At 63.8% G+C, this 26,355-nt stretch carries 31 protein-coding genes and 1 tRNA gene; 11 read left to right on the plus strand and 21 right to left on the minus strand.

Features of this window, described 5'->3' with window-relative positions:
- The first annotated feature begins 27 nt into the window (after positions 1-27).
- Positions 28-531, plus strand: a complete 504-nt coding sequence (locus tag CH294_RS02520; RefSeq protein ID WP_094736908.1) for a hypothetical protein — start codon at positions 28-30, stop codon at positions 529-531.
- Between the two features lie 3 nt (positions 532-534).
- Here the strand turns inward: CH294_RS02520 and rsmA are convergent, their stop codons facing one another.
- The 3 genes from rsmA to CH294_RS02535 all read right to left on the minus strand — a co-directional run bounded on the left by rsmA (position 535) and on the right by CH294_RS02535 (position 3,485).
- Entirely contained in the window at positions 535-1,410 is an 876-nt protein-coding gene (gene rsmA / locus CH294_RS02525) for a 16S rRNA (adenine(1518)-N(6)/adenine(1519)-N(6))-dimethyltransferase RsmA (RefSeq protein ID WP_094608289.1), read from the minus strand.
- 18 nt (positions 1,411-1,428) lie between these two features.
- The gene (locus tag CH294_RS02530; protein ID WP_094736999.1) at positions 1,429-2,556 is read right to left on the minus strand and encodes a resuscitation-promoting factor; all 1,128 of its coding nucleotides are present in this window, start codon (positions 2,554-2,556) and stop codon (positions 1,429-1,431) included.
- A 101-nt stretch (positions 2,557-2,657) separates the two neighbouring features.
- Entirely contained in the window at positions 2,658-3,485 is an 828-nt protein-coding gene (locus CH294_RS02535) for a TatD family hydrolase (RefSeq protein WP_094736909.1), read from the minus strand.
- A 21-nt stretch (positions 3,486-3,506) separates the two neighbouring features.
- Between CH294_RS02535 and metG the strand changes: the two genes are divergently transcribed.
- Positions 3,507-5,051 (plus strand): methionine--tRNA ligase, encoded by a 1,545-nt coding sequence (gene metG / locus CH294_RS02540; RefSeq protein WP_094736910.1) that lies wholly within the window; start codon positions 3,507-3,509, stop codon positions 5,049-5,051.
- A gap of 71 nt (positions 5,052-5,122) precedes the next feature.
- Here metG and CH294_RS02545 read toward each other — a convergent pair whose 3' ends face one another.
- Positions 5,123-6,502, minus strand: coding sequence for a wax ester/triacylglycerol synthase family O-acyltransferase (locus tag CH294_RS02545; RefSeq protein WP_032404896.1), 1,380 nt, complete (start codon positions 6,500-6,502; stop codon positions 5,123-5,125).
- Positions 6,503-6,688: 186 nt separating this feature from the next.
- Here CH294_RS02545 and CH294_RS02550 point away from each other — a divergent pair, with 186 nt between their 5' ends.
- Both CH294_RS02550 and CH294_RS02555 read left to right on the plus strand, forming a co-directional pair.
- On the plus strand, positions 6,689-7,693 hold the full coding sequence (locus CH294_RS02550) for an alpha/beta hydrolase (RefSeq protein ID WP_249305004.1): 1,005 nt from the start codon (positions 6,689-6,691) through the stop codon (positions 7,691-7,693).
- Between the two features lie 14 nt (positions 7,694-7,707).
- On the plus strand, positions 7,708-8,136 hold the full coding sequence (locus tag CH294_RS02555; protein WP_032377281.1) for an SRPBCC family protein: 429 nt from the start codon (positions 7,708-7,710) through the stop codon (positions 8,134-8,136).
- A 4-nt stretch (positions 8,137-8,140) separates the two neighbouring features.
- Here the strand turns inward: CH294_RS02555 and rsmI are convergent, their stop codons facing one another.
- Positions 8,141-8,965, minus strand: coding sequence for a 16S rRNA (cytidine(1402)-2'-O)-methyltransferase (gene rsmI / locus CH294_RS02560; protein ID WP_249305006.1), 825 nt, complete (start codon positions 8,963-8,965; stop codon positions 8,141-8,143).
- A gap of 107 nt (positions 8,966-9,072) precedes the next feature.
- Here rsmI and CH294_RS02565 point away from each other — a divergent pair, with 107 nt between their 5' ends.
- Positions 9,073-10,584 (plus strand): phospholipid carrier-dependent glycosyltransferase, encoded by a 1,512-nt coding sequence (locus CH294_RS02565; RefSeq protein ID WP_094737000.1) that lies wholly within the window; start codon positions 9,073-9,075, stop codon positions 10,582-10,584.
- Positions 10,585-10,608: 24 nt separating this feature from the next.
- Here the strand turns inward: CH294_RS02565 and CH294_RS02570 are convergent, their stop codons facing one another.
- From CH294_RS02570 to CH294_RS02580, 3 genes are all read right to left on the minus strand, one after another.
- The gene (locus tag CH294_RS02570) at positions 10,609-11,031 is read right to left on the minus strand and encodes a DoxX family protein (RefSeq protein WP_032377283.1); all 423 of its coding nucleotides are present in this window, start codon (positions 11,029-11,031) and stop codon (positions 10,609-10,611) included.
- A gap of 66 nt (positions 11,032-11,097) precedes the next feature.
- Entirely contained in the window at positions 11,098-11,466 is a 369-nt protein-coding gene (locus CH294_RS02575) for a GntR family transcriptional regulator (protein WP_094736912.1), read from the minus strand.
- Positions 11,467-11,476: 10 nt separating this feature from the next.
- Positions 11,477-12,145 (minus strand): SDR family oxidoreductase, encoded by a 669-nt coding sequence (locus CH294_RS02580; RefSeq protein WP_094736913.1) that lies wholly within the window; start codon positions 12,143-12,145, stop codon positions 11,477-11,479.
- Positions 12,146-12,207: 62 nt separating this feature from the next.
- Between CH294_RS02580 and arsC the strand changes: the two genes are divergently transcribed.
- Both arsC and soxR read left to right on the plus strand, forming a co-directional pair.
- Positions 12,208-12,591 carry an arsenate reductase (glutaredoxin) gene (gene arsC / locus CH294_RS02585; RefSeq protein ID WP_094736914.1) on the plus strand — a complete coding sequence of 128 codons (384 nt, stop codon included), beginning with the start codon at positions 12,208-12,210 and terminating at the stop codon, positions 12,589-12,591.
- Between the two features lie 61 nt (positions 12,592-12,652).
- Positions 12,653-13,153, plus strand: coding sequence for a redox-sensitive transcriptional activator SoxR (soxR, locus tag CH294_RS02590; RefSeq protein WP_080730484.1), 501 nt, complete (start codon positions 12,653-12,655; stop codon positions 13,151-13,153).
- Here the strand turns inward: soxR and CH294_RS02595 are convergent.
- From CH294_RS02595 to CH294_RS02615, 6 genes are all read right to left on the minus strand, one after another.
- A complete protein-coding gene (locus CH294_RS02595) occupies positions 13,069-13,971 on the minus strand; it encodes an SDR family oxidoreductase (protein WP_032404300.1) in 903 nt (300 codons plus the stop codon). The two genes, soxR and CH294_RS02595, sit on opposite strands and share 85 nt — an antisense overlap.
- Positions 13,972-14,045: 74 nt before the next feature.
- Positions 14,046-14,216: a hypothetical protein gene (locus tag CH294_RS27350; RefSeq protein WP_170944558.1), complete on the minus strand. Its 171-nt coding sequence runs from the start codon at positions 14,214-14,216 to the stop codon at positions 14,046-14,048.
- Between the two features lie 74 nt (positions 14,217-14,290).
- Positions 14,291-14,965 (minus strand): ScbR family autoregulator-binding transcription factor, encoded by a 675-nt coding sequence (locus tag CH294_RS02600; protein WP_032404301.1) that lies wholly within the window; start codon positions 14,963-14,965, stop codon positions 14,291-14,293.
- A gap of 188 nt (positions 14,966-15,153) precedes the next feature.
- A complete protein-coding gene (locus CH294_RS02605) occupies positions 15,154-15,588 on the minus strand; it encodes an effector binding domain-containing protein (RefSeq protein WP_242640307.1) in 435 nt (144 codons plus the stop codon).
- The gene (locus CH294_RS02610) at positions 15,585-16,040 is read right to left on the minus strand and encodes a GyrI-like domain-containing protein (protein WP_032377291.1); all 456 of its coding nucleotides are present in this window, start codon (positions 16,038-16,040) and stop codon (positions 15,585-15,587) included. Before CH294_RS02610 ends, CH294_RS02605 begins: the two co-directional genes overlap by 4 nt.
- 140 nt (positions 16,041-16,180) lie before the next feature.
- A complete protein-coding gene (locus tag CH294_RS02615; protein WP_094736915.1) occupies positions 16,181-17,380 on the minus strand; it encodes an MFS transporter in 1,200 nt (399 codons plus the stop codon).
- Positions 17,381-17,465: 85 nt separating this feature from the next.
- Here CH294_RS02615 and CH294_RS02620 point away from each other — a divergent pair, with 85 nt between their 5' ends.
- Positions 17,466-18,356, plus strand: coding sequence for a LysR family transcriptional regulator (locus CH294_RS02620; protein WP_094736916.1), 891 nt, complete (start codon positions 17,466-17,468; stop codon positions 18,354-18,356).
- Positions 18,357-18,485: 129 nt separating this feature from the next.
- Here the strand turns inward: CH294_RS02620 and CH294_RS02625 are convergent, their stop codons facing one another.
- The 7 genes from CH294_RS02625 to CH294_RS02655 form a co-directional block, all read right to left on the minus strand.
- Positions 18,486-19,367, minus strand: a complete 882-nt coding sequence (locus CH294_RS02625) for a glycosyltransferase family 2 protein (RefSeq protein WP_052058786.1) — start codon at positions 19,365-19,367, stop codon at positions 18,486-18,488.
- Between the two features lie 241 nt (positions 19,368-19,608).
- Positions 19,609-20,145, minus strand: a complete 537-nt coding sequence (locus CH294_RS02630; protein ID WP_052058785.1) for a DapH/DapD/GlmU-related protein — start codon at positions 20,143-20,145, stop codon at positions 19,609-19,611.
- A gap of 124 nt (positions 20,146-20,269) precedes the next feature.
- A tRNA-Ala gene (locus tag CH294_RS02635) sits at positions 20,270-20,342 on the minus strand.
- 55 nt (positions 20,343-20,397) lie between these two features.
- Positions 20,398-21,267: a gephyrin-like molybdotransferase receptor GlpR gene (glpR, locus tag CH294_RS02640; RefSeq protein WP_032377294.1), complete on the minus strand. Its 870-nt coding sequence runs from the start codon at positions 21,265-21,267 to the stop codon at positions 20,398-20,400.
- A gap of 145 nt (positions 21,268-21,412) precedes the next feature.
- On the minus strand, positions 21,413-22,060 hold the full coding sequence (locus CH294_RS02645) for a GNAT family protein (RefSeq protein WP_032404305.1): 648 nt from the start codon (positions 22,058-22,060) through the stop codon (positions 21,413-21,415).
- A 72-nt stretch (positions 22,061-22,132) separates the two neighbouring features.
- Positions 22,133-23,392: a gephyrin-like molybdotransferase Glp gene (gene glp, locus CH294_RS02650; protein ID WP_032377296.1), complete on the minus strand. Its 1,260-nt coding sequence runs from the start codon at positions 23,390-23,392 to the stop codon at positions 22,133-22,135.
- A 33-nt stretch (positions 23,393-23,425) separates the two neighbouring features.
- Positions 23,426-24,379: a UTP--glucose-1-phosphate uridylyltransferase gene (locus CH294_RS02655; RefSeq protein WP_032377297.1), complete on the minus strand. Its 954-nt coding sequence runs from the start codon at positions 24,377-24,379 to the stop codon at positions 23,426-23,428.
- A gap of 107 nt (positions 24,380-24,486) precedes the next feature.
- Between CH294_RS02655 and CH294_RS02660 the strand changes: the two genes are divergently transcribed.
- The 3 genes from CH294_RS02660 to CH294_RS02670 all read left to right on the plus strand — a co-directional run bounded on the left by CH294_RS02660 (position 24,487) and on the right by CH294_RS02670 (position 26,331).
- Positions 24,487-25,083 carry a 5-formyltetrahydrofolate cyclo-ligase gene (locus tag CH294_RS02660; RefSeq protein ID WP_032404306.1) on the plus strand — a complete coding sequence of 199 codons (597 nt, stop codon included), beginning with the start codon at positions 24,487-24,489 and terminating at the stop codon, positions 25,081-25,083.
- Positions 25,084-25,226: 143 nt separating this feature from the next.
- Positions 25,227-25,580 carry an FmdB family zinc ribbon protein gene (locus CH294_RS02665; protein ID WP_094736917.1) on the plus strand — a complete coding sequence of 118 codons (354 nt, stop codon included), beginning with the start codon at positions 25,227-25,229 and terminating at the stop codon, positions 25,578-25,580.
- Positions 25,581-25,668: 88 nt separating this feature from the next.
- On the plus strand, positions 25,669-26,331 hold the full coding sequence (locus tag CH294_RS02670; RefSeq protein WP_094736918.1) for an SAF domain-containing protein: 663 nt from the start codon (positions 25,669-25,671) through the stop codon (positions 26,329-26,331).
- Positions 26,332-26,355: the final 24 nt, after the last annotated feature.

Genomic DNA, 26,355 nt, shown 5'->3' on the forward strand with positions numbered 1-26,355 from the left:
CGAGGCGTCGACGAACAGGGGTTCGACATGCGAAGACGATGGACGACGGCACTGGTGGCGCTGGCGATGACGGTGGCAGCGCTGTTCGTCTCGAGTGGCACGGCGGCGGCTGCACCGCATTCCCATCTCACGACCGTGTCCATCCCGAGCGCGTACCCCTGGGAAGCGCCCTACACGCTCGAGGTCAACGGTTACAGCGGCCTTCGATCCGACTTCGGCGGGCCGTATCACGCATTCCTGGCGATCACCGCACAGCCGCCGACCACCGACCCGATCTACAGCCAGAACTGGCGTTTTCTGTCGTTCGCTTCGCACACCGAAGTGCAGTGGCGCAACACGACGACCGGCGCCTCGGGCGTCGCACACGAGGACAGAACCGCGAGGTATCCGTGGGGTGAGGCGTACATCGACACCGGCCTCGGGTGGGTCGAGTACACGATCACGCTCACCTCGGGAGCATTGATTCAGCAGCTCAATCCGCAGCGGGTCACGTCGTCCGGCGCACTCGAAGTGACCCTGAACCCGTTCTGACGGTCAGGCTTCGGTGGCGGCCAAACGGACGAAGGCTGCGGCGTCGATGGTCTCGCCGCGTGCCGTCGGGTCGATTCCGGCCTCGCGAAGTCGCCGTTCGGCGGCGACCGGGGAGCCTGCCCACCCCGCCAGGGCTGCTCGTAAAGTCTTGCGCCGCTGCGCGAATGCGGCATCGATCACGGAGAAGACAGCCTTGCGATGCGCGGTGTCCGTCGGCCACGGTGGCTCGGCATACCGATCGATGCGAACCAGGCCCGACTCGACTTTGGGGACTGGCCAGAACACCGAACGACCCACTGCTCCTGCCCTTTTGACGTCACCGAAGAATCTCGCCTTGACGCTGGGGATGCCGTAGATCTTGCTTCCCGGCACCGCGGCGAGTCGATCGGCCACCTCGGCCTGGACCATCACCACAGCCACCCGAAGACTCGGCAGTTCCGAGAACAGATGGATCAGCACGGGAACGGCGACGTTGTACGGAAGATTGGCCACCAAGGCGGTCGGCTCCCCGGCAATCTCCGCGGCGCGGATACGAAGGGCGTCGGCCTCGATGACCGTCAGGCGGTCGGCCAGAGTCGGGGCCCGGTCGGCCACCGTGATCGGCAGACGGGTCGCGAGCTTGGGGTCGATCTCGACGGCGATGACGGCCTCGGCGACATCGAGCAGCGCGAGTGTCAGCGAACCGAGGCCGGGGCCGACCTCGAGCACCGTGTCTTGCGGGCCGACTCCGGCGGAGGCGACGATGCGTCGGACGGTGTTGGCGTCGTGCACGAAGTTCTGGCCGAGCTGCTTGGTGGGCCGTACATCGAGCTCGGCGGCCAACGAGCGGACCTCGGCAGGACCGAGAAGAGCCGCAGATCCCCTCACATGTTCGGACACGGGCGAAACTCTACGTGACTAGCGATAACCCAAGCGCGAGGTGCAGGCAGGCCATGCGCCCCAACCCTGGGACTTCTGCGTCACCGATGCGATGGCGATCTGCTCCTCGCGGGTGGCGAGATCCGCGCGCGGAGCGTACTTGAGGCCGCCCTGGCGTTCCCAGGTGTTCTGGTCGAACTGCACGCCGCCGTAGAAACCGTTGCCGGTGTTGATCGCCCAGTTCCCGGTTGCCTCGCACTGGGCAAGCGCGTCCCAGATCGCCCCGTTCTCCACCGGCGGCACCTCGGTACCGGGCTTGGCTCCGACGCGAACCGTCTTCGGCTGCGCTGGCACCTTGACCACTTCGTCGACCTTCTCGCGGCCGACCTCGACACCGTTGACCATGTTGATCTTCCAGGTGATATCGGAGACACCGGGAGCGCCGGGATTCTCGACGACGGTCTTGCTCATGTTCATCGTCGGATCCTCGATGCGCTGCTCGGGAGCATCGACATCGGTGGTCTCGGACTTGGTCACGGTCCGATCGCGCGTCACGACGATCTCTACGCCGTCGGTGACGGTGGCGTCCGGATCCGGGGTGACGGTATCGGCCTCTTCCAGCGGCTTGCCCGCTGCTTCGAGGAATTCACGCACGGTCGGTGCGGCCAGAGTGACCGGGGTGACCGGGGATCCGCCGTCGACCAGCGAGACCTGCTTGGGGAGAGCCACATCGAGCTCGGTTCCGTCGAGGGGCAGTCGCTCGGATCTGGACGCGGACACGTGCACGTCCTCGGCCAAACCGGTCTGCTGCAGCGCCTCGTCGACGGTCAGGGCGGTGGTCCAGATGTCCTCGGGCTTGCCGTCCACGTTCAGCGTGATCTCACGGGCGCGGCGCAGCACCACGGTGTCGCCGTCGTTGAGCCCGGAGTCCGGGGCGGGAACAACCAGATCCTTGTCCGACGGCGCGTAGCCGGCGTCGACCAGGGCGCTGTTGACGTCGGTCTTCATCGTGCTCAGCGAAATCATGTCGCCGTCGACGTCGATGGTCACGGTCTTGTGACGGCTCACGGCCATCACGCCACCGGCGACGAGCGTCATCAACAGGGCCGCGATGACCAGGTAGAGCGTGGTCGAACGGGCGGAGTTGAGACGTCTGATAGTCGACAAGTTTCGTATTCCTGGCGGTTGCGAGCGTGACTCGGTACGCGAAACGCCGAGTTCGGTCACGGTACGGTAACGAATTAGTACCCGCGCCGCAACTTCAGCTGCTACAGGCCGTACACCCGCTCGGCATTGGCAGTCGCGTGCGCCGCCAGCTCGGCCGGATCCTGATCGCGAACTTCGGCCAAGGCCCGGGCGGTGTACGGCAGGCAGTACGGCTCGTTCGGTGCGCCGCGGAACGGATGTGGGGTGAGGAACGGTGCGTCTGTCTCCACCAGCACCAACTCGTCGGGCACCAGCACCGCGGCTTCGCGCAGGGCATGCGCGTTCTTGAAGCTGACCGTCCCGGAAAAGCTGAGGACGTAGCCGGCGTCGACGCAGGCCGTCGCGGTCTCGGGACCGCCCGAGAAGCAGTGGAAGATCACCGTCTCGGGGGCACCCTCCGATCTCAGAACTGCCAGCAGGTCCTCGTCTGCCTCACGGTTGTGAATCATCAGGGGTTTGCCCACGCGCTTCGCGAGATCGATGTGCCAGCGAAATCCCTCGTGCTGCTCGGCCACCGTCGCGCAACCGTCGAGCTTGCCGGGCCAGTAGTAGTCCAGCCCGGTCTCACCGACGGCAACCACGCGCGGATCGGATGCCAGTCGCTCGATCTCGGCCTTGGCGGCGTCGTCGAGCACATTCGCGCGGGTGGGGTGAATGGCCACCGCGGCCCATACCCGCGGATCCCAGGACGCAGCGTCGACGGCGAAGCGCGCGGCCTCGAGATCGTCGGCGATGGTGACCACGCGGGTGACGCCGACGGACTCGGCCTTGTCCACGATCGCGGCCACACTCGCCGCGTCGGACGCGCCGCACGCATCGAGGTGGGTGTGCGCGTCGACGAGGGTGCCGACGGGCTCGGGCAACGGTGGTGCGGGACGGTCTCTACTCACGATCGTTAGAGTAGGCGCACCATGACTGCGCCAGCTGATGCCTCACGGCCACCCTTCTACGTCACCACGGCGATCGCGTACCCCAACGGCGCTCCCCACATCGGGCACGCCTACGAGTACATCGCCACCGACGCCATCGCACGCTTCAAGCGCCTCGACGGTTACGACGTGCGATTCCTGACGGGAACCGACGAGCACGGCCTGAAAATGCAGCAGACTGCGCAGACCGAGGGCGTCGACGTTCGCGAACTCGCCGCACGCAACTCCGATGCGTTTCAGGCCGCGCAGGATCTACTGAAGATCTCGTATGGGCGCTTCATCCGCACCACCGACGCCGACCACCACGCCGCCAGCCAGGAACTGTGGAAGCGGATGGAGGCGAACGGCGACATCTACCTGGACTCGTACTCCGGGTGGTACTCGGTGCGCGACGAGGCGTTCTACACCGAGGCCGAAACGACTCTCGGCGAGGACGGCTCCCGCGTCGCGACGGAGACGAACACGCCCGTCGAGTGGACCGAGGAATCGTCGTACTTCTTCCGGCTCTCGCAGTACCAGGACAAGCTCCTCGCGCTGTACGACGCGTCGCCGGACTTCATTGCGCCCAACACGCGCCGAAACGAGATCGTGAATTTCGTCAAGGGCGGTCTGCGCGACCTCTCGATCTCTCGAACCACGTTCGACTGGGGCGTTCCGGTTCCCGGCGATCCCGCGCACGTGATGTACGTCTGGGTCGACGCACTGACCAACTACCTCACCGGAGCCGGCTATCCCGACATCGAGTCGGAGTCGTACCGGAGGTTCTGGCCGGCCGATCTGCACATCATCGGCAAGGACATCACCCGCTTCCACACCGTCTACTGGCCTGCGTTCCTGATGTCCGCGGGTATCGAGCTACCCAAGCGGGTGTTCGTGCACGGGTTCCTGAACGTCAAGGGCGAGAAGATGTCCAAGTCTCTCGGCAATGTTCTGGACCCGAAGTCGTTGGTGGAGAACTACGGTCTCGATCCGGTGCGCTTCTTCTTCCTGCGCGAGGTCTCGTTCGGTCAGGACGGCAGCTACAGCCACGAGGCCATCGTCGCCCGCGTCAACGCCGATCTGTCCAACGAACTCGGCAACCTCGCGCAGCGTTCACTGACGATGGTCGCGAAGAATCTGGAAGGAGAGCTCCCGACGCCGGGCGACTTCACCCCCGAGGACGAGGCGATGCTGGCTCGCGCGGATGCGCTGCTGGAGATCTGCCGACGCGAATTCGATGTGCAGGCAATCCATTCCGCGCTCGAAGCGATCTGGTCGGTACTCGGTGAGACCAACCGCTACTTCTCGCTGCAGCAGCCGTGGGTGCTACGCAAGACCGATCCCGATCGCATGGCCACCGTGCTGTACGTGACGATCGAGGTGCTACGCATCGTGAGCATCCTGGCGCAGCCCGTCATGCCCGATTCCGCGTCGCGCATCCTCGACCTGCTCGGTGCGTCGAACCGCGAATTTGCCGATGTGGCAACACGTTCGGTACCCGGCACGGCACTACCGACCCCGACGCCGGTGTTCCCCAAGTACGAGTAGAGCGCTCCGCGCATGTGAGTGGAACTTCGACCCCCACTACGAAGTTGTACTCACATGCGGCGAAGCCGCTCTCACAAGGTCTTTTCGAGCTCCTCGAGCGTGTTCTCCAGATGCGTCAGCATGCGCTGCAGGTGCGGCACACTGCGTCGGCACCCGATGAGTCCGAAGTTCAGCGAGTCGCCGTTGCTGGCGACGGTGATGTTGAGCGCCTGCCCGTCGGCCACGATCGAGGCCGGGTAGATGCCGTCGAGTTTCGCGCCGTTCCAGTACAGATCCTCCTTGGACCCCGGCACGTTGGAGATGATGACGTTGAACGGCGGCGGGGTGTAATCGACGAATCCCGGCACCGGACCGAACAGCAACGGGGCCATGGTGATTGCGCCGACGGTGAGCGCTTCGAGCGTGTTGAGCTCGCTCATCATCTGCTTGCCCTTGACGGTCGAATCCTTGATCCGCTCCAGCCGCACGATCGGATCGGATTCGTCGGTTGCCAGATTGCACAGGATCACCGTCACCGAGTTACCGGCATCCCTGTCGTCCCCCTCCTTGCGCAGCGACACCGGAACCATCGCGATCAGCGGCTCCTCGGGCAACGCGTTCTGATCGATGAGGTACGCGCGCAGCGCTCCCGCGCACATCGCGAGCACCATGTCGTTGAGCGTCGCGTCGAGTGCGGTACCCACCGTGCGGATGCGCTCGATCGACCAACTCTCGGCGGCGAATCGGCGGGCCCCACCGATGGGCACGTTGAACATCGTCCGCGGCGCTCGTAACGGCAGCTGCGCTCCTTCCTTCTTCAACGCACGCAAGCCGATTCGGGCCGTAGCGGGCGCGAAATCGACCAAGTCCCCGACGATCTTGCGGCCCACCGAGAGTCCACTGCTCAGCTGCGCCAATCGCCCGGACTGCTCCTCGGCGACCTGCTTCTTGCGCCGACCGAACAGCGACGGGTCCCAGGTGGCGACCCCACTTCGATCGTCCGGGTCCGTGCTGAGAGTCCGCTGCATCAGCTTCAACGCGCTCACTCCGTCGACCAGCGAGTGATGCACCTTGGTGTACAGCGCAATTCGACCGTCGGCCAAACCCTCGATGATGTGTAGTTCCCACATCGGCCGATAGCGATCCAGCGGTGCGCTGTGGTTGAGCGAGAGGAACTGGAACAGTTCCCGAATGCGTCCGGGTGCCGGCAGCACCGTACGTCGAACGTGGTACTCGAAGTCGACGTCCTGATCGAATGCCCAGGCCAGATTGCCCATGATCTGCACGGGCCGCGCTGGGCGCTTTCGGAAGAGCTCGTGCACCTCGCCGGAGGTGAACTTGCGGTGCACTTCCTCGGCGAACTCGTGCGGATCGCCGGGCGGCACGAACAACTCCAAACCGCCCACGTGCATCGGGTGCTCCCGTGACTCGGCGATCAGAAACATCGATTCCGTGATGGGCATGAGTGCCATGAGCTGTCCCTTTTCCATTTGTTTTCGGTCACGGTACGGCACCGAATGTGACTCAGAACACGACCTTACGTCCGGTCACGAAAAGCTACCCGCTATTGTCCGTTACCAGGGGTTCCAAATAGAGCGGGGTTCCAACGCACGGCGCACACGCTCCGCGCAACGACAACGGGGATGGAGGCGACGGCTATGAATCCGGCGCTCACCGTAGTGAAATCGACCGACCCGGCGGCCACCGCACGCCGACGCGACATCCGCGGCGCGAGCCTGCAGTCGCAGATCCTGTCCAAGTACCTGCAGTTCACCGTCCGCCCGTTTCTGACCGTGTGGGCGCAGGCCCCCTCTCTTCCGTGGCCGATGGGGCTGGTCGACTACGCCGGTCTGCTCGTCCCGCAGATCAGCGGCACCACGCGCAGCCGCGTCATGCTGGCCGAGTGCGAAGCCGAGTGGATCCGCGCCGAGGGAACCGGAAGCGATCGCGTGGTCCTGTACCTGCACGGCGGCGCGTTCGTCTGCTGCGGCCTGCGTACCCATCGCCGGATGACCTCACGGGTCTCCAAGCAGGTCGACGGATCGGTGTTGTCGGTGAACTACCGGATGATGCCGCGCAATCCGATCACCCATGCTGTCGAGGACGGCGTGGACGCGTACCGCTTCCTTCTCGATTCCGGTTACCGCCCGGAGCAGATCATCCTGGGCGGCGATTCGGCCGGTGGTTACCTAGCGTTCATGGTCACCCTGGCGCTGCGCACCGTCGGCCTGCCCGCACCCGCCGGAATCTTCACCATGTCCCCGCTGACCGATATGGACCCCACCGGCAAACTCGACCACGAGAACGCGTCGAAGTGTTCGGTGTTTCCGTCCAACGCGGTTCCCGCACTGACCGCACTGGCCGATCGCGTCGACGCGCGCATCGTCGTCGAGGGGCAAAGGGGTCCGCGGGTCTCACCCGTCGACGGCGACCTCACCGGCCTGCCGCCGGTGTTGATTCAGGTCGGTTCGACCGAAATGGTCTATGCCGACGCCGAACTCATGGCTCAGCGCCTCGCGGTCGCCGGAGTCGACTGCGAACTTCAGGTGTACGAGGATCAGGTCCACGTGTTCCAGGCGGCCGATTTCGTCCCCGAAGCCCGACGCGCGCTACGCGCCATCGGCGAGTTCGCCCGGAACGTCAGCCCCCGTACAGAAAGCTGAGATACCTTCTCCCCATGGCAGTCACAGTGAACAAGTCCGTCGACATCGACGCCGACGCAGCGACAATTCTCGACGTTCTCGCGGACGTCGAAGGCATCCCCTCGTGGTCTCCGGTACACAAGAAGTGCGAGGTGGTCGATCGCTTCGAGGACGGCAAGCCGAACCACGTCAAGATGAACGTCTCGATCATCGGTGTCAACGACGAGCAGTTGGTCGCGTACACCTGGAGCGAGAACGAAGTGTCGTGGACCTTGGTGGAAAGCACTCAGCAGAAGGCCCAGGACGGCCGGTACACGTTGACGCCCAAGGACAACGGCACCCACGTCGAGTTCGAGTTGACGGTCGACCCTAAGATTCCGCTGCCTGGCTTCCTGGTGAAGAAGGGAACCAAGACCATCCTCGAGGCAGCCACCGAAGGTCTGCGTCAGCAAGTGGTGGGCTGACCCGCTACTGCTCTTTCCGCGCAGCGAGTACGGCCTCGTAGACCTCACGCTTGGAGACGCCGTCGACCGCCACCTGGGCGCAGGCGTCTTTCAACCGCATGCCCGACGCCACCAGGGTTTCCACCTCGGCCACGAGATCCTCGGGCTCCTCGGCGACGGCGACCGCTCCTTCGAGTACGACGGTGATCTCGCCGCGCACTCCGCCCCTCGCCCAGTCGAGCAACTCCCCCAGGCCGCCGCGTCGGACCTCCTCGTAGGTCTTGGTGAGCTCCCGGCACACCGCGGCGCGGCGAGCGGGACCGAGTACGTGCACGGCATCCTCGAGACACGCGACGAGGCGATGTGGGGCCTCGAAGAAGACGATGGCCCGCGGTTCGGCGAGCACCGACTGGAAGTAGGTGCGTCGCTGGCCTTGCTTACGCGGCGCGAAACCGTCGAAGCAGAACCGTTCGACCGGCAGACCCGACAACGCGAGCGCAGTCGTGACGGCCGACGGACCGGGCAGACAGGTCACCGGCAGATCGGCATCGACGCACGCTGCCACGAGGCGGTAGCCGGGATCGCTCACCGACGGCATCCCGGCGTCGGTCACCAGCAGCACCGTCTTGCCCTCGGCCACGGCCTCGACCAGCGCCGGCAGCCGAGCCGTCTCGACCTGGTCGTAGAAACTGACCACGCGCCCTGCGATCACCACGCCGAGCGAGGACGCGAGTTGTTTGGTGCGCCGGGTGTCCTCGGCGGCGACGACATCGGCACTGCCGAGGGCATCACGCAGGCGCGGCGAGGCATCACCGACGTCGCCCATCGGGGTGGCGGCAAGGATGAGCATGACTCCAGTGTCCCGCATGCAGTGCGGCGGCCTGTCATGCACCGCGGATCAACGCCTACGATCGGTACGTGACCTTGCTGACCTCTGAGCGCTCCGGCGACCGGTCGATGGTCAGTCCCGGGCCCACGGTTGCCGCGCGCGACTGGTTCCACGACACCGATGCCAGGCGCGGCTGGATCGTCACCCTCGTCATCACCGCCGTTTGCACGATCACGCGATTCACGATGCTGCGCTACCCCACCGACGCGGGGACCCCGGTCTTCGACGAAAAGCACTACGCCCCGCAGGGCTATCAGGTACTCACCGGCGGCGGGCTGGAGGACAATCCGGCGTACGGCCTGGTGGTGCATCCACCGGTCGGCAAACAGCTGATCGCCGTCGGAGAAGCGCTCTTCGGTTACAACGGGTGGGGTTGGCGTTTCTCGTCGGCCGTGGCCGGAACTCTGTTGGTGCTGTTGGTGATTCGAATCGTGCGACGCCTCGCACGGTCGACGCTGGTCGGTGCGATTGCCGGGATCCTCCTGATCGTCGACGGGGTCACCTTCGTCAGCAGCCGGATCGGCATGCTGGACATCTTTCTCGCGCTGTTCGTCACCGCGGCACTGGGCTGCTTGATCGTCGACCGCGACGACATGCGACAACGGTTGTCGAGAGTTCGTGACGAGGGCCGAATGAACGCGAGTGCGCTCGGTCCGCGAATGGGTGTGCGATGGTGGCGATTCGGAGCCGGCATCATGCTGGGGCTCGCCTGCGGCACCAAGTGGTCCGGCCTGTACTTCATTGCGTTCTTCGGATTGCTGAGTGTCGCATTCGATGTGGCCGCACGTCGCTCGTACGGCGTCGGGCGCCCCTGGCGGGGAACGGCATTGCGTGACGTCGGGCCTGCGCTCTACGCCTTGGTCGTCGTTCCGATCGCGGTGTATCTGATGACCTGGTGGGCATGGCTGACCTCCGAGACGGGCGTCTACCGGCACGAAATCGGCAGCGGCATCGGTGCCGGCGGGCCGTTCTCGTTCGTGCCCGAAGCCCTGCGGTCACTGTGGTACTACAGCGGCAGTGTGCTGCAATTCCATGAGGGACTGACCAATTCGGCCGGCAACCGGCATCCGTGGGAATCGAAGCCGTGGACGTGGCCGATGGGCCTTCGTCCGATGCTCTACTACTTCGCCGACGGCGAGAGCGTGTCCGGCTGCTCGGCGTCCTCGTGCGTGAAGGCGATCATGCTGATCGGCACGCCCGCGATGTGGTGGCTGGCGTTGCCGATGCTCGCCTGGGTGATCTGGTCGGTGTTCGTTCGGCGCGACTGGCGTTACGCAGCAGTGCTTGTCGGCTACTCCGCAGCGCTGCTGCCCTGGTTCACTACACTGGACCGGCAGATGTACTACTTCTACGCGGTAGCGCTCGCCCCGTTCATGGTGATGGGCTTCGCGTTGGTGCTGGGCGACATCATCGGCAAGGCAACAGCGTCAGCGGAACGGCGAGGTACCGGGCTACTGCTGGTGGCCCTGTACCTCGCCGTGGTGATCGCGAATTTCGTCTGGCTGTGGCCGATCCTCACCGCGATGCCGATCACGCCGCAGATGTGGCAGGAACAACTGTGGTTACCGAGTTGGCGCTGACCGACGATTGCCGCTCGATACGGATCAGCGGAGAATTGCCGTCTTGCCTTTGGTGAGTCCGTCGATGCTGACGCGGCCGGCACCGAATGCGGCCAGCAGCAACGCGCCGACACCGAGGGCGACGACGAGCTCGTAGCCGTTGTCTGCGGCGAACACACCGTGCTCGAAGTGAACGAAGACAGCGGCGCCGAGCATGTCGAGGAAGAGCAGCAGGCCGGCGATGGGGGTGAAGATACCCAGCACCAGGGCACCGCCGCCGATGAGTTCAACGAATGTGGCGAAGTATGCGGACGCCGTGGGTAGCGGGACGTTCATCATCTCGAAGCTGGCCGCGGCACCGTCGAGACCGTAGGTGTTCAACTTCTGCCAGCCGTGAGCGATGAAGACGACTCCCAGACCGATGCGGGCTACGAGGGCGACGGCGTCGCGGACGAGGGTGGAGTTCATTGTGCATCCTTCTGACACGACTACATGGGCCGCACCACGATGTCAGAAGTATGTTGAAGCGTCAACTTAGTGGTCGTTTGCACCCTTGAGCGCTGATTCGAGGAACGATCGAGCCTGATCGTCGTCCAGGCCGATGGAACGGACCGTCTTGACGAATTCCGTCGCCGCTCGGGCCGCGATATCGCGTGAGGGATCGCCGCCCGATGCGACGAAGGAACCCGATCGTCCGCGTGTCTCGATGACGCCTTGCTGCTCGAGCTCTCGGTATGTCTTCGCTACCGTGTTCGGAGCGATCTTCAGCTCCTCGGCAAGGCCACGAACCGTCGGAATCTTGGTACCGGCAATCAGATCTCCCGACCGCACCAGCCCGAGAATCTGCATCCTCAACTGCTCGAACACCGGTGTCGTGTTCGACGGATCGATATGAACGCGCACAGTCCGTGCCTCAACCGACCGCGTCGACTGCGTCGACGATGGACGTCGAACCGGACGTCAACATCAATGTCTTGTGTACTGCTCCACCGGTATCGAGCAGCTGCGCGATCACGGAGGCCACATCGGCACGCGTCACCTCACCCGATTCGAGAGGTGGCTCGGTGAGCGATACCGAGTTCGTGGGATCTTCGTCCGTCAATTTGCCCGGACGCAGAATGGTCCAGTCGAGACCGGACCTGGCCGAAACATTCTCTTCTGCAGCAGTTTTGGCGTTGATGTAGGCCTTCCAGCCATCGTCCAAGTCCTCTGCCACCGGCTCTCCCGCACCGAACGAGCTGATCAGCACGTAGCGGCGAACACCGGCCTTCTCGGCCGCGTCGGCCAGCAACACCGCGCCCGCGCGATCGACGGTGTCCTTACGCTCCGGGCCGCTGTTGGGTCCGGCACCCGCCGCGAACACCACTCCATCCGCACCGTCGAGAACGGCCGCCAATTCGTCGACGGACGCAGACTCCAGATCGATCACCTGCGGCAGCGCGCCGAGTGCTGTGACGGCATCGACGTGGTCGCCGTTGCGAATCAACGACACCGCACGATCTCCGTGCGCCGTGAGTACCTGCGTCAGATGCTGGGCGATCTGGCCGTGCCCACCTGCAATGACAATCCGCTTGTCGGTCATAACCACTCCCGTTCCTGGCCTGAATCTGTCGGCTTGGCTACCCGCGTGGCAAGATCGCAAACATGACCGTCCCTGGGGAGAGGAGCCTGCGGAACGACCCATCAGGCTCGGCAACCATCTACCACAATCCGCGGTGCAATACCTCGCGCACTGCGTTGAAATTGATCGAGGAAGCGGGCGTTACCCCGCGAGTGGTCCGATACCTCGAGTCACCGCCCACCGAGGACGAGCTCCGTACCCTGCTCGCCGACGCCGGTCTCGAACCCCGGCAGGCCGTTCGCACCCGCGAGAGCATCTACAAGGAATTGGGCCTCGGATCCGCGGACAACGATACGTTGATCGCCGCGATGATCGAGCATCCGATTCTCATCGAACGCCCGATTGTGGTGACCGAGAAGGGAACCGTGCTGGCGCGGCCCGCCGACAAGGTACATACAGTTCTCTGATCTTCGTGGCCTCGGTGAGCAGCTCGCGCAGGAAGGCAAGACCTGAAGTAATGTCGAGGTCGTGCCGATGCCCGAGTGGAACGTTCGTGAGCTGACTCCAGGCCAACTCTCCGAGCGCAGTGGCGTTGCCGTGTCTGCGCTCCACTTCTACGAGAAACAGGGGCTGATCACCAGCCGCCGAACCACGGGCAATCAGCGCAGGTTCCACCGCGAGACCTTGCGACGCGTGGCGTTCATCCGCATCTCACAGAAGGTCGGAATTCCGCTGGCCGAGATCCGGCAGGCACTGAGCGAGCTTCCGGACGAACGGACGCCGACGCGCGAGGACTGGGCCCGCCTCTCGACGCGGTGGCATCGCGAACTCGATTCTCGGATAGAACAATTGACCAGGCTGCGCGACAACCTGACCGGGTGCATCGGCTGCGGATGTCTATCTCTTGCCGGCTGCGCTCTGGCCAATCCACACGACGAGCTGTCTCATTCGGGTCCGGGTGCGCGCACGCTGGATGTCGATTTCGACGACCCCTCCACGCGACGCGGCACCAGCAACTTCGAAAATTGATCGTTGGCGCGCTGCAGCACGAACTCGTAGGGCGGCGCGAACTTGCGGGCCATCCAGTAACCGAACCTGATGTCGTTGGAGGAGTACACGAGGTACTTGCGCTTGGCAATTCCGGTGAGGATGGCATCGGCGACCACGGACGGTTCGACGGCACGCTTCTCGAATCGATGCTGCAACTTCTGTACACGCGGATCGTCCCGGTCGACGCCGGCAATCTGAAGTGTGTTCACCAGACCGGTTTTGACGCCGCCCGGAACGACAAGGCTGACGCCGATTCCATGGCGCTTGAGGTCGTATTTGAGTACCTCGGACACTCCGCGCAGGCCGTATTTGCTCGCGCTGTACGCAGCGTGCCACGGAAGAGGAATCAATCCGGCCGCGGACGAGACGTTGACCAGATGACCGCCGCGTCCGGCCTCGACCATGGGCGGCAGAAACTTCTCGATGATGTGAATCGGCCCCATGAGATTGACGTCGACCATCGACTTCCAGTGCCGGTGCTCGAGGTTCTCGACGGTTCCCCACGCCGAGATGCCGGCGATGTTCATCACGACGTCGAGGCTGCCGAACTCGGCATGGATGTCGTCCGCAAACGCGGTGACCGCCTCGAAATCGGACACATCGAAGGGCAGCGAGTGGCTGACGGTACCGCCCGCGCGACCGACCATGTCCACCGTCTCGGCCAATCCTGGGCCGTTGATGTCGGTGAGGAAGAGCTCCGCACCCACCTCTGCGGCAGCGATGGCCGTCGCCCGACCGATTCCGCTGCCCGCGCCCGTGATCAACGTCTTTTTGCCGCGCAGATCGTATGTAGCCATCGAAGCCTGTATCCCCCACCGGTTGCCACGTTCAGTTCGATTTCGACCCTACGCGGTGACGACCGACAGGGTTGTCACAATCTTTGCGACATCTCGTCTCGGTAGTCGGCAATGGTGTGCTCGATACGCGCAGCGTCGTCGTCCGCACCGTGTTTGCGCGCGTCGTCCGCGCGCTGCTGCAAAGTGCCGATCGCTTTCCGCAGTTCGTTGTCCGACATTCTCGATTTCTGGGCAGTGTGTTCCATGTCACACAGTGTGCCCGGCGCGCAGAAGCCCGGCAAGCACTACCCGACCACGAAATTTTTCGGTACTAAACTTCTCAGACGGTGACGGATGCGGAAGTGATGTTCTCGCGCACGAAACTGGACAGACTCCGTGCTGCGAACTCACGGAAATAGGCGAGCTTGTCGGCGGGTACGAGCGATGGGAGCACGGTGTTCCATACCTTTTCCATCCGTGCGGGTGCGTCTTCGAGACGTGACTGCGCCTCGGACACCATCAAGACTCCGGCGAGCATCTCGCACACCAGCAATGCCGCGTTGCCCGCGTCCAGGTGATCGGCAACGTCGCCGTGCTCGATCGCCCGCTCGAAAAGATGCTCGAAGATGTTTCCCCACGTGCCGAACACACTGCCACGCGCAGTGTCGGAACCGTCGATCTCCATCTGCAACCGGTACATGACTCGAACCAAGGGATCCGAGGCCGCAAGCTCGAGCACGGAGTACGAGATTCCGATGACGGATTCGAGCGCCGGGCTACGACTGTCGACCAGGCCTGCACACGCGGTTGACACCCGCTCGTGGCCTTCGTCGACGATCGCGCGGGCCAGTTCTTCCTTGGACGCGAAGTGGAAGTACAGCGCCCCTTTGGTCACGCCGGATTGCGCAGAAACCTGACTGAGGGTGGCATTTGCGTGCCCCACCTCGAGGAAGAGATCTGCCGCCGCGCGTAGTGCGGCTGCGCGCGTTGCTTCTGCTCTGAGTTGTCTCACCATGTTGCTGCACCCCTGCTCTGTCGACCTTGCGATGACATCGACGCCCTGTCCACGCTGCCTGCCCGTCGACCGACGGCGTGAGAGCCGAATTGACGACGCCCAATCGGGCCGACTGCGTTCGACAATAGTAACCGGTTCGATGGTGACTTTGTGATTCGAAAGTGACAATTGCGTGAAGAAGGTTCCGTTTACAAAACTATTGAAATGAAAAGTTCCACTTCTCCAGATTTTGTAACGACTTCTACTTCCTCTTTGTATGCCCGAAAAATTAGCCCGGACGCCACACAGTCGTCGACCTGAGCCCACACGTCCTCGACAGGGTCCGCCAAGGAACCACTGGGCGTGAATACTGCAAACACACCGGTCGGTATTGAAACGAACACATCCCCCGCATCGACGTCAGCAGGAGAATCGACCGAAACAGCGACGACTGCATTGACCGTGCCGTGCGGATCCGGCACGTAGACCGTGCTCACTTCGTTCGCGCCGATGTGCTTCTCGCGCACACGATCTCGCAAGAATCGCATCCACTCGCTACCGCTGGATTCGGCACCGGCGTCCACTCTCGGCGCTACCAATCCACTGAACAGTTCCGCACTGCGCGCTGTCACTCGAAAGCTCACGACGAACCACCGGGCACCGTGATCGCCAGATAGAGATCGATTTTGTATGCGTGCGGATAGCACTCGTAATCGCCGGTGAACGATCGCACTATCTCACCCTGTTCCTCCGCATGATCGATCTGAGTCCACAGACGGGTGAGAACCTCGGGGAAATACCCCACTGCAGAAAATCGTGCATATTTCGCGGCGGGGACTTTCGCGACAAGGTGCCCTCGCGCAACTTGACCCAGCGAAGAACACAGATAACCGACTATCTGTGTGTTGTAAGAGCCGATACCGGGGGCGAAGTCGGTGTAAATGGAAGCCAACGGTCCCGACGTGTCCTGATTGAGCACCGCCGACCAGGCCTGATCCAAAGCGGGGTCGTTGAGCCTGCCCAGTGCCCGTTTGGGGCTGCGAACTGGAAGACCGGCAACCCACGTTTCGGGGAGGTCGACGATCTCGAACGACATTCGTACTCCCAAAGAGAAGTTGCAGGGGCAGATCCTGTGCTCGGAACCGGTCCGGTCGAGGATATCGCCCGTCAATCTACCGGCCCGACGGGCAGGTCGATCGTCAATCGATCAACCATACCGTCAGCCCGTTTCGACTGCTAACCAACTTCTGCACGCACAGCCGATGCTTCGGGCGCTCTCAGGTGTCGGGCCGCCAGTACCGCGACCACCAGGCCGAATCCACCGACACTCAGCCATGGCAGCAGGTCGATCGCGGACGCCGCGAAGGTGCCACCGACGAATCCGCCTGCAGCGATGGCGAGGTTGACCAGCGCGACGTTGAGTGTCGCGGCGAACCCCCCGCCCAGTGCCACGACCGCAGTGGTCACGATCGGAAGCGCGGCCATCTGCGCGGCACCCCACACCGCCAGCGCGGGAAACACCACCGCCGCGGAGCCACCGGACAGTGCGAGCGCGGCCACCGCGACCATCGCAATCATGGCGAGCACGGTCACCCAGAACGTATCGGCCCGTCCGCCCAGGTAGCCCCCGATGGCATTGCCCAGCAAGCCCGCTACGCCGAATACCCCCAGCCCCATCGAAATGCCGCCGGATCCCATTCCGGCCGACTGTTCGAGGTAGACCCCGAGGTAAGGAAAGAAGAAGTTGGACACGAGCAGAATTCCGACAGCCACTCCCAGCAAGCCGAGAACGCCGGGCACGGTGACCACCCGGAGTTGGTGCATGCCCCCACGTACTCTCGACCCCTCGATCCGGCGAGGCAGAACGGTCCACAGACCCGCGGCCAGCACCGCTCCGAGCACGGCCAGCGCCACGAACACTGCACGCCACCCGGCAACCCCGCCGAGATACGTACCGATCGGTGCCCCGAGGAACATCGCGCTCATCAGACCCCCGAAGACCAGAGATACGGCCTTTCCGCGCGCCTCAGGCGCAACGAAGGTGGTGACGGTACTGACGGCCACGCCGAGCGCGACTCCCTGCGTCGCCGCAGACGCGATGCGTCCGATCAGAAGCAGCGGCAGTCCGGGCGCTGCTGCCGCAACCAGATTCGCCGCCGCGAATACGAACAGAAGCGCGGTCAGCAGTGCACGTGGATGACGGTGCGCCAGGGCGAGGCCCAGTGGGATGGCGAGAATTCCGACCGAGAGCGCATACAGAGTGACGGTGAGCCCGGCGGCACCGACGGTGGTGTCCAGATCCCGGGCCAGCTGAGGAACGAGTCCGATGGCCACGAACTCTGCTGTTCCGATCACGAATGCGACGGCGGCGAGCAACAGGACAGGGGGCGACAGCAGAGATCGCTGCTGCACATGGGCATACACGGTGGACGTCATGTCGACGACGCTAGAACCGAATCGGTATAGGATCAAAGACGAATTTGCAGTGCACTGTATAGACAAACGCTATAGGAGCCGGCGAATGAGTATCCGCCAGTACGAATACGCACTCGCCGTGGCCGAGGAGGGGTCGGTGACCGCGGCGGCCGAGAAGCTCCGCGTCGCTCAGCCGTCGATATCGCAACAGATCAGGTCGCTGGAGAAGGAACTCGGCGTGGAATTGTTCGTCAGGACTTCCCGCGGACTGAGTCTCACCGTTGCCGGACGCAGCTTCGTCAAGGAGGCATCGATCGCGGTGTCCGCCGCTCGCCGCGCTCGCGCTGCCGCAACGGCCTGCTCCGGCACGGTTGCCGGCGAGCTGGTCGTCGTCGTCGAGACCGGACTGGGGATGTGCCAACTCCCGCGAGCCATCGGAGAGTTGCGGCGACGGTATCCCCGCCTCGAGGTGACCCTGTACGAGGAGTCGGACCCCCAGGCCATCGACCGCTTGGTGCGCACCGGCGAAGCAGACCTGGTGCTGTCCAGCGACTACGGCCACTACGACCCCGACGCCACGGTCATCGGCGACGAATCGTATGTCGTCGTACTGTCCGAAGGACATCCGCTGTTGACCAGGAAAGTACTGAAGCTGAAGGAACTGGCGTCTCAGCCGTGGGTTCGACTTCGACGGGGCAGTGCTCGCGACGACGTCATCACGCACGCACTTCGCTCGCACTCGTTGTCCGTATCGACGGTCGCGCGCGCATCCCAACTGGCCACTGCGGTCAAGCTGGCTTCGGAAGGTCTGGGCGTCACACTGATACCGGCCTCAGCCGTCCCACCGGGATACGGGCACCTTGCGCGCCCACTCGATCCGCCGGTGTCGCATGCCGTTCGCGCAAGCGTCCGCTCGCCTTCCGGTCCCGCCGAGTCTGCGTTGCTCGACTATCTGGGCCACGAGAATTGGTGCGGCCTCGACCTCGTCCACGCCTGAGACCGACAATTTCATCGCTCTGATTTTCGGACGAAACGGGCTTTGTAGATATTGCCCCACGGTTTATCGAGAGCCGAACAATCGACGACTTATTACATTGCTGTTATTCACCGTCGAGCAACCGAGAATTCACTTCCCGGAGGCGGCCGCAAATCGATCTTCGCGAATGGCGGACAGATGCCGGTCGGATGTATCGCTCGAGTCGGAATGTGAAACCGGGAGAATGCGCGAATCGCATGTGGACAACATGCGCGTCAGCGGCCAATGAACAGTGTGCAGGATCATGTCCGCGACCAACAATCGACGCAGCGACTTACCCGCCAGGCTGTGGAACGCCCAGGTCCGATAGGAACTGAGTACATAGTGGCGGTATTCGAGTGGCGGTGTGAGCAGTCGACGCCCCGACACCTCGACACACATCGTCTTGATCTGTGCGATGTGCAGCCCGACGCGGTAGAGGCACAGCGAAAGATCGATGTCCTCGTGCAGGTCGGTTCGCAAACTCACTCGGTCGCGGGCCGCCTCCCAGGCAGAGCGACGAATGGCGAAGTTGTTGCCGGACGCTGCAGATACCCGCAGCTCATCGGGCTTTCGCTTGGTCGTGTACTTGACGAAGGCCCGGTAAGGAGCAGCCCAGGGCGAGTCGTAGAGAAAGATCGGTCCGGTCACCGCGGCGTAGTCCAGCCGTCGATCGAAGAAGTCCAGAATCGATTTCGCCCAGCCTGCGCCGACGCGGGTGTCGGCATCGATGCGTCCGATGATCGATCCGCTCGCGTGATCGAATCCGGCATTTCGTGCATGCACGACTCCCCGCTCGCACTCGGCTACGAGTTTCACCATCGGAAATCGACGTCGGCGGTCGAGCACGATTGCGGCGGTGTCATCGGTGGAGTTGTTGTCGACGACGATGATTTCGTGAATGTGTTCTTGCTGCTCGAGCAGTGCATCCAAGCATTCACCCAAGTGGGCGGACTCGTTGAATGCAGGAACAACGATCGAAAGAGTGTTCACCCGTGCCAACCCCTGACGAATTGTTTTGGCAATCGTGTGGCTCGATTCGATTGCAGAATTCGTTAGTCCCGAAATACGAGCCGCGGACGGATCTGATGCTACCTCACTATTGCGGGAAGATAATTCGTCGATTTATGCATGATAAACAATATTAATTACGACTGAAGATCACCGAACGTACTTCGATTCACCCGAATAACGATAAAACGGGTGATCAGCCGGTTCAACCGTAGTGAGCCGACTAATCGTTCAGGCTTCGGATTCGTCTCGCCGGACTGCCCACGTAGACCCCGTCGGGATCACAGTCCTTGGTCACCAGAGAGTCGGCACCGATGATGCAGCCCGAGCCGACGCGGACCCCCGGCATGATGACGGCACTGGAGCCCACCCAGGTTCCCGATCCGATCGTCACCGGTCTGCCCACCAAGCGCCCTGCCCGTCGAGTCGGAGCGCCCACCTCGTGCGTGCTGGTCAACACGCGTACATGATCGGAAAGGAAGACCCCGTCACCGATATCGATGTTCGCCACCGTGTCGAAGTAGCAGCCGTAATTGACGAATACACCGGCACCCAGACGAAGCACGCCTCGCCCCTGGACCATCTGACCGCCGTAGACGAGCGCCTGGGCACCTCCCCGCACACGCGCTCCCCGTAGCGCACGTCCGCGGAGAATCGCGGGCAGAAGCGGGCAGTTGGCCAACGCCACCACGGCCGACTGCCGCACCTGGAACACAGCCCAGAGGACGTCGTCGGCTACGTATCCTCGCCAACCTCGCATGAGCAAAACCTTAGCTGTGCGCACTGAGCCGACCGAGCGGCACACGCCGATCGCAACAAGCGGCGACCAACACGAAAACAGGCCCGATCGACAGTGTCGACCGGGCCTGTAATCCATTGCGGTGTGGAGCTGAGGGGAATCGAACCCCTGACCTTCTCGATGCGAACGAGACGCGCTACCAACTGCGCCACAGCCCCTTTGCCGTCATCGAGACCGGCTGGGTAACTCTAGCAAAGCCGTGTCGGACGGCTGCTACGCGCCCTGCGCCCGGCGCAAGTTCCGATCGTCGTCACGGCTGGCCTGGAACGGCTCGTCGTAGTGGTCGAGATGTTCGAACTCGGGATCCTCGTCGTCGATCTCGAGCACAACTGCACCGGGTCGACGCAGTCGCTGTGGGACCAGCTCGAGCTCTTCGTCGGTCTCCGACTCCACCCCGAGCCGGGACCGGCCCATTCGGGTGAGCCGACGCCGGCGCACCTCTTCCTCGATCTGCACCTGCCGACGCAGGTAGTACAGGTAACCGACGAGGACGGCGACGGACAGACCGCACAGCCACCAGATCGTCGGAGAAATGATGAACGCCAATGCCGCTGTGGTGATCGCGGCGAAAACCAGACCCAGTACTGCGCGCTGCCGGAAGGCATACCGCGCAGCGCGGGCAATCGCGTCCGCCTCGGGATCGAAACCGCCGCGGCCGCGTCGGCGAGGCACGAAGTCGTCGTCGACGACACCGGGCTCGTGCGCGGCTGATCTCTCGCGCGCTGGTTCCTGAACCGGTGCGTCGCGTTCGAGATCGTTCTCTGCTGCGTGAGTGTCCATCGGGTCCTCCGCGGTACCGGGTAGATCGGGTGAGTCGATACGAACAGTCGCCAGTGTCGGGCCGAAGATCTCACGGGCAGGCGCGGAGACTCGAAGGTCGTCCTCCGGGCGCCAGTCAGGATCGCTGCGGTGGCCGGTCGCTGGGCCGCGCTGCTTTCGCTTGGTGCCACCCCGATGCAGCACGCGCGTGGCGAGCGCCGCGTCCGTGGTCTGCATGATCTGGGGACGCTTGGTCATCAGCATGGGAAGAAGAACGAAGAGCCAGACGGCCACGAGACCGATCCAGATGATCGAGTTCGGCATCGGCGATGTTCTCCTCCCTTGGGCAACGGCGACAGTCGTGACGACATCAGGCTATGGGGAGGAGGTGCAAGAACGACGCAGACGCGCCGACCCGAATTACACTCCTGTCACTTTGACAACAGGAGTGCCATCTTCTCGGGAGTAATCAGGCCCATGCGGCCCGTCCCGAACGAACCAACCGATCGACGACGGTTCCCTGTACTTCACCGGAGGTGATGGCCACGAGCTTGTGATCGCGCCATTCACCGTCGACGTCGAGATACTTGTAGAGCAGACCCTCTTCGCGGAACCCGACGTTGCGCAGCACGGCCTGGCTGGCGAGGTTTTCCGGTCGCACCGTCGCTTCGACGCGATGGAGTCCGACGGGGCCGAAGCAGTGGTCGAGTCCGAGCGCGAGTGCTGCCGTAGCGACGCCCTTACCGTTGACGTCCTTGGACACCCAGTAACCGATCCATGCCGACCGCAATGCGCCGCGAACGATGTTTCCGGTAGTGATCTGACCACAGAATTCGCCGTCGACCTCGATGACCATGGGCAGCATGTGCCCTTTGCGAGCCTCGGACTTGAGGCCCGAACACAGGGTGGGCCAGGACGAGATGTGATGCCGTGAATTCCAGCTGCCCTCGCCGCTGGGTTCCCAGGGCTCGAGGTGTGCCCGATCTTCGGTGCGAATCCGGCTCCAGGCTGCCGCGTCTCTCATCCGTACCGGGCGTACCGTCACGGTTCCGCCGGCCACTCTCACAGGACCCAATTTCGCCGGCCAACCTGGGTGGCTCGACCACGTTCGCGGCATCCGTCGATGGTATGCGCTACGCGCAGTGGCGGGGTTATGTGCCCTCCGCGGCGCTTGAACACGCCACTGGCGTCAGCCACGTTGAGCGAGGAACGAGACCTTCACTTCTTCGCCGGTGCGGATTTCGGTGACCTCGGGATCGATGACGACCAGGCAGTTTGCCTCGGCGAGGGTCGCGAGGAGATGCGACGACGATCCCGGCGCGCCCCCGAGCGCCTGAACCAGATACTCGCCCGTGCCCTCGTCGCGCATGAGTTGGCCCCGAAGAAATCCTTTGCGGTCCTCGATCGAGGTGATCGGCGCTACGGTTCGCGCCGTGACGGTCCGACGCATCGGCTGTCGTCGACCGAGCGCGATGCGAATCAACGGACGCACCATCACCTCGAACACCACCAGCGCACTGACGGGGTTCGCCGGCAGCAAGAAGGTGGGTACTTCGTCGCGTCCGAGTTGGCCGAAGCCCTGCACCGACCCGGGGTGCATGGCGACTCGTTCGACCTCCATGTCGCCGAGCTCACCGAGAGCTTCTCGCACCCCGTCCGACGCGCCGCCGCCCACTGCCCCGGCGATGACGACGATCTCGGATCGGATCAATTGGCCCTCGACCACCTCGCGCAGACGCTTGGGATCGGTACTGACGATGCCGACGCGGTTGACGTCGGCTCCGGCGTCGCGCGCTGCGGCGGCGAGAGCATAGGAGTTGACGTCGTACACCTGCCCGGGCCCGGGGGTCCGATCGGTATCGACCAGTTCACCACCCACGGAGATCACCGACAGCCGGGGACGCGGATGCACCAGCACCTTGTCGCGGCCGACCGCTGCGAGCAATCCGACCTGAGCGGCACCGATGATCGTGCCTGCGCGGACCGCCACGTCACCGGGCTGTACGTCGTCGCCGATCTTACGGACGTAGTCACCCGAGCGCACCGGACGGAACACCTTGACGCGGGCTCGACCGCTGTCGGTGCGATCCAGCGGCAGCACCGCATCGGCCAGGGTGGGCAGTGGCGCGCCGGTGTCGACTCGTACTGCCTGGCGCGGTTGCAACCGGATGGGTTGACGTGATCCGGCCGAGACCTCGCCGACGACGGGCAGCGTCAGGTCGATGCGCTCGTCTTCCTCGTTACGCAGATCCGTACCGGCGGCTGCCACATCCACGCTGCGCACTGCGTAGCCGTCGATCGCCGCCTGATCGAAACCGGGAAGAGGACGCTCGGTGACCACTTCCTCGGCACACAGCAGGCCCTGTGCTTCCGAGATGGCGACCCGAACAGGCCGTGGAGCCACCGCCGCGGCGGTCACTCTGGTCTGCTGATCTTCGACCGAGCGCATCTGGCCCTTCCTCTATGGCATCGACCCGCGATGCTATTCGTACGTTGTCAGTTCCGGTGCCCAGCTGTCGCTCAAGCGTTCGTTCAGCCATTCGCGCAGCGCCGGACCGTAGTCGTCACGTTGTAGAGCAAAGTCAACCGCAGCGCGCAGGTATCCCCCGGGATTTCCGAGGTCGTGTCTCGATCCACGGTGCACCACCACGTGCACGGGATGTCCTTCTTCGATGAGAAGCGCAATGGCATCGGTGAGCTGCAGCTCGCCGCCGGCTCCGGGCTTTATCCGTCGCAGAGCGTCGAAGATCGCGCGGTCGAGCAGGTACCGGCCCGCTGCAGCCAGGTTGGACGGGGCGTCCTCCTGCTTGGGCTTTTCGACCATACCGGTGACCTTGAGGACGTTCGGGTTGACCGCGTCGGGCACGATTTCGACGGAGAAGACGCCGTAGGAGGAGACCTTGTCGTCTGGAACCTCGATGGCACACAGCACCGAGCCGCCGCGCTTGGCGCGCACGCGAGCCATGACGTCGAGCACGCCCCGCGGCATCACCAGATCGTCAGGAAGAAGAACTGCGACCGAATCCTCGTCGTCGTCGAGGGCTTCTTCGGCACAGGCGACGGCATGCCCCAGTCCGAGAGGTTCGTGCTGGATGACCGACTGCACGTCGAGGAGTTTGGGGGCGACGCGCACCTTTTCGAGCATTTCGAGCTTGCCGCTCGCTTCGAGCTTCTTTTCCAGAACGAGGTCCTCGACGAAGTGGGCGACGACACCGTCCTTGCCGGGTGAGGTGACGATGACCAACCGCTGTGCACCGGAATCCGCCGCTTCTCCGGCGACGAGTTCGATACCTGGTGTGTCGACGACCGGAAGCAGTTCCTTCGGAACGGTTTTCGTGGCCGGCAGGAACCGGGTGCCCATGCCTGCGGCAGGAACGATGGCCGTGCGGAAATGCACAGGCGTGGCGGCGGTCGTCGCGGTAACGGCTTCTGTCATGGTGCTCACCCTATCCATGGTTTCTGGTGATCTGCTCGCCGTGTGCTGCGTTCTACCTCCGAGTGCATATCGTTGATCGACTGCACACGAAGGGTGAGTGAACCGTTGTGACCGTTCCCGAATTCTCGGAGAACACGCCCAAGGATCGATGGCGGGCGCATGTCCTCGCCGAACGCCGACTGCTCGACGATGCGCAGCGCGCGGTGGAGTCCTCCGCACTCTGCCATGTCGTGGCAGAGTTGGCGGCCGAACACCCGTCGGTGGCCGCGTACGTGCCGGTCGGCCGGGAGCCGGGTTCGATCGAGATGCTCGACGCGATGGCCGCGGCCGGCTCGACAGTCTTGCTTCCGAGTGCGCACGAGCCGGGACCGCTGCGCTGGGTGACGTACTCCGGGAGCGAATCGCTGGTGGCCGCACCCTTCGGCCTGCTCGAACCGTCCGGACCGGTCCTCGATCCCGATGCTGTGTCGGCCTGTTCGCTGGTGCTGATTCCGGCGCTGGCAGTCGATCGGCGTGGCGTCAGACTCGGACGCGGCGCGGGGTTCTACGACCGAACACTCGACCTGTGCGGACCCGACGCGATGCTGGTCGCGGTGGTGCGCGACAGCGAAGTGGTGGATCGACTACCGGACGAGCCACACGACCGAAGGGTGACGCACGCGTTGACCCCCGGCGGCGGACTCGTACGCTTGGGTACGGAATAACGTTCCGATTCGATTGGTTGGCACTCCTGACTGTAGAGTGCTAATGCTCTCCCAGTTTCGACGAACAGATAAGACACCGGCGGTGTTCGGCCTCGGCTCGCAGAGCAGCCAATCTCCTCGGTGACCAGCGCGGAGGAATCACGATGCCCACTTACTCATACGCATGCACCGAGTGCGACAACCGCTTCGACATCGTCCAGTCCTTCACCGACGACACGTTGACGGTGTGCCCGGCATGCTCCGGCAAGCTTCGAAAGCTGTTCAATTCCGTCGGCATCGTCTTCAAGGGCAGCGGGTTCTACCGCACCGACAGTCGCGGTGGCTCGAGCACCTCGAGCGAGGGCGCAGGCGAGAAGAAGTCCGATGCCGCCGCGAAGTCGGATTCGAAGTCCGAGTCCAAGTCCGACTCCAAGCCGGCTGAGAAGAAATCTTCCGATTCGTCGTCGTCGAGCTCCTCGTCTTCGTCGTCCACCACGAAAGCTGCTGCAAGCCAGTAGCTTTCCGCTTCATCCACAGGCCGGGCCGTTATCCACAGCCCGGCCTTTTCGGCGTTCGAAGTGCCCTCGTCGGCGATAGCGTTCCAGCATGACCGCTCGTAAGAACCGACTCGACTCGACTCTGCTCGATCGCATCACCCTGCGGCCGGCGTGGGTCGGATCCCCGAAGTTCCGGCGGGTGGCGGCATGCGCATTGGTGGCACTTGCAGCAATTTTGTTCGTCGACGACGCCGCCGGCGACGACCGAGTAGAGGTGATCACCGCAGGACGCGATCTGACACCCGGGACGGTTCTGACGCCGGCCGATGTGGTCGTCAGCGACTGGGATTCAGCCAGTGTTCCCGAGGGCGCACTGATCGATACGGGTGCCGTGGACGGCCAGACGCTCACCGGGCCGGTACGAGCGGGCGAATTGCTCACCGACGTACGCCTACTCGGATCTCGGACCGCTACGACGGCACTGGGCACCGAGGCACGCGTCGTACCGGTGCATCTCGCGGACGCCGGAGTGAGCGACCTGTTGCGTGAAGGTGATCAGGTCGACGTGTTGACCGTCGAGGTACAGGAAGACCCGAACGCGGTCCCTGCCGCGCGAGTGCTGGCGTCTGGCGCCGTGGTCGTACTCGTCTCCGCCGACGCCGGGGGCAGCAGACAGCGAGATCGCGTGGTGCTGCTCGCGTTACCGACCGACGACGCGACGACGGTGGCCGCCGCGTCGTTGGTCAGCGCGCTCACCGTCACGCTGCACTAACGTTTCTCGAGACAGAACAAACCG

Origin of the sequence: Rhodococcus sp. 14-2483-1-1 (assembly GCF_002259335.1) — a bacterium.
Lineage (GTDB): Bacteria > Actinomycetota > Actinomycetes > Mycobacteriales > Mycobacteriaceae > Rhodococcoides.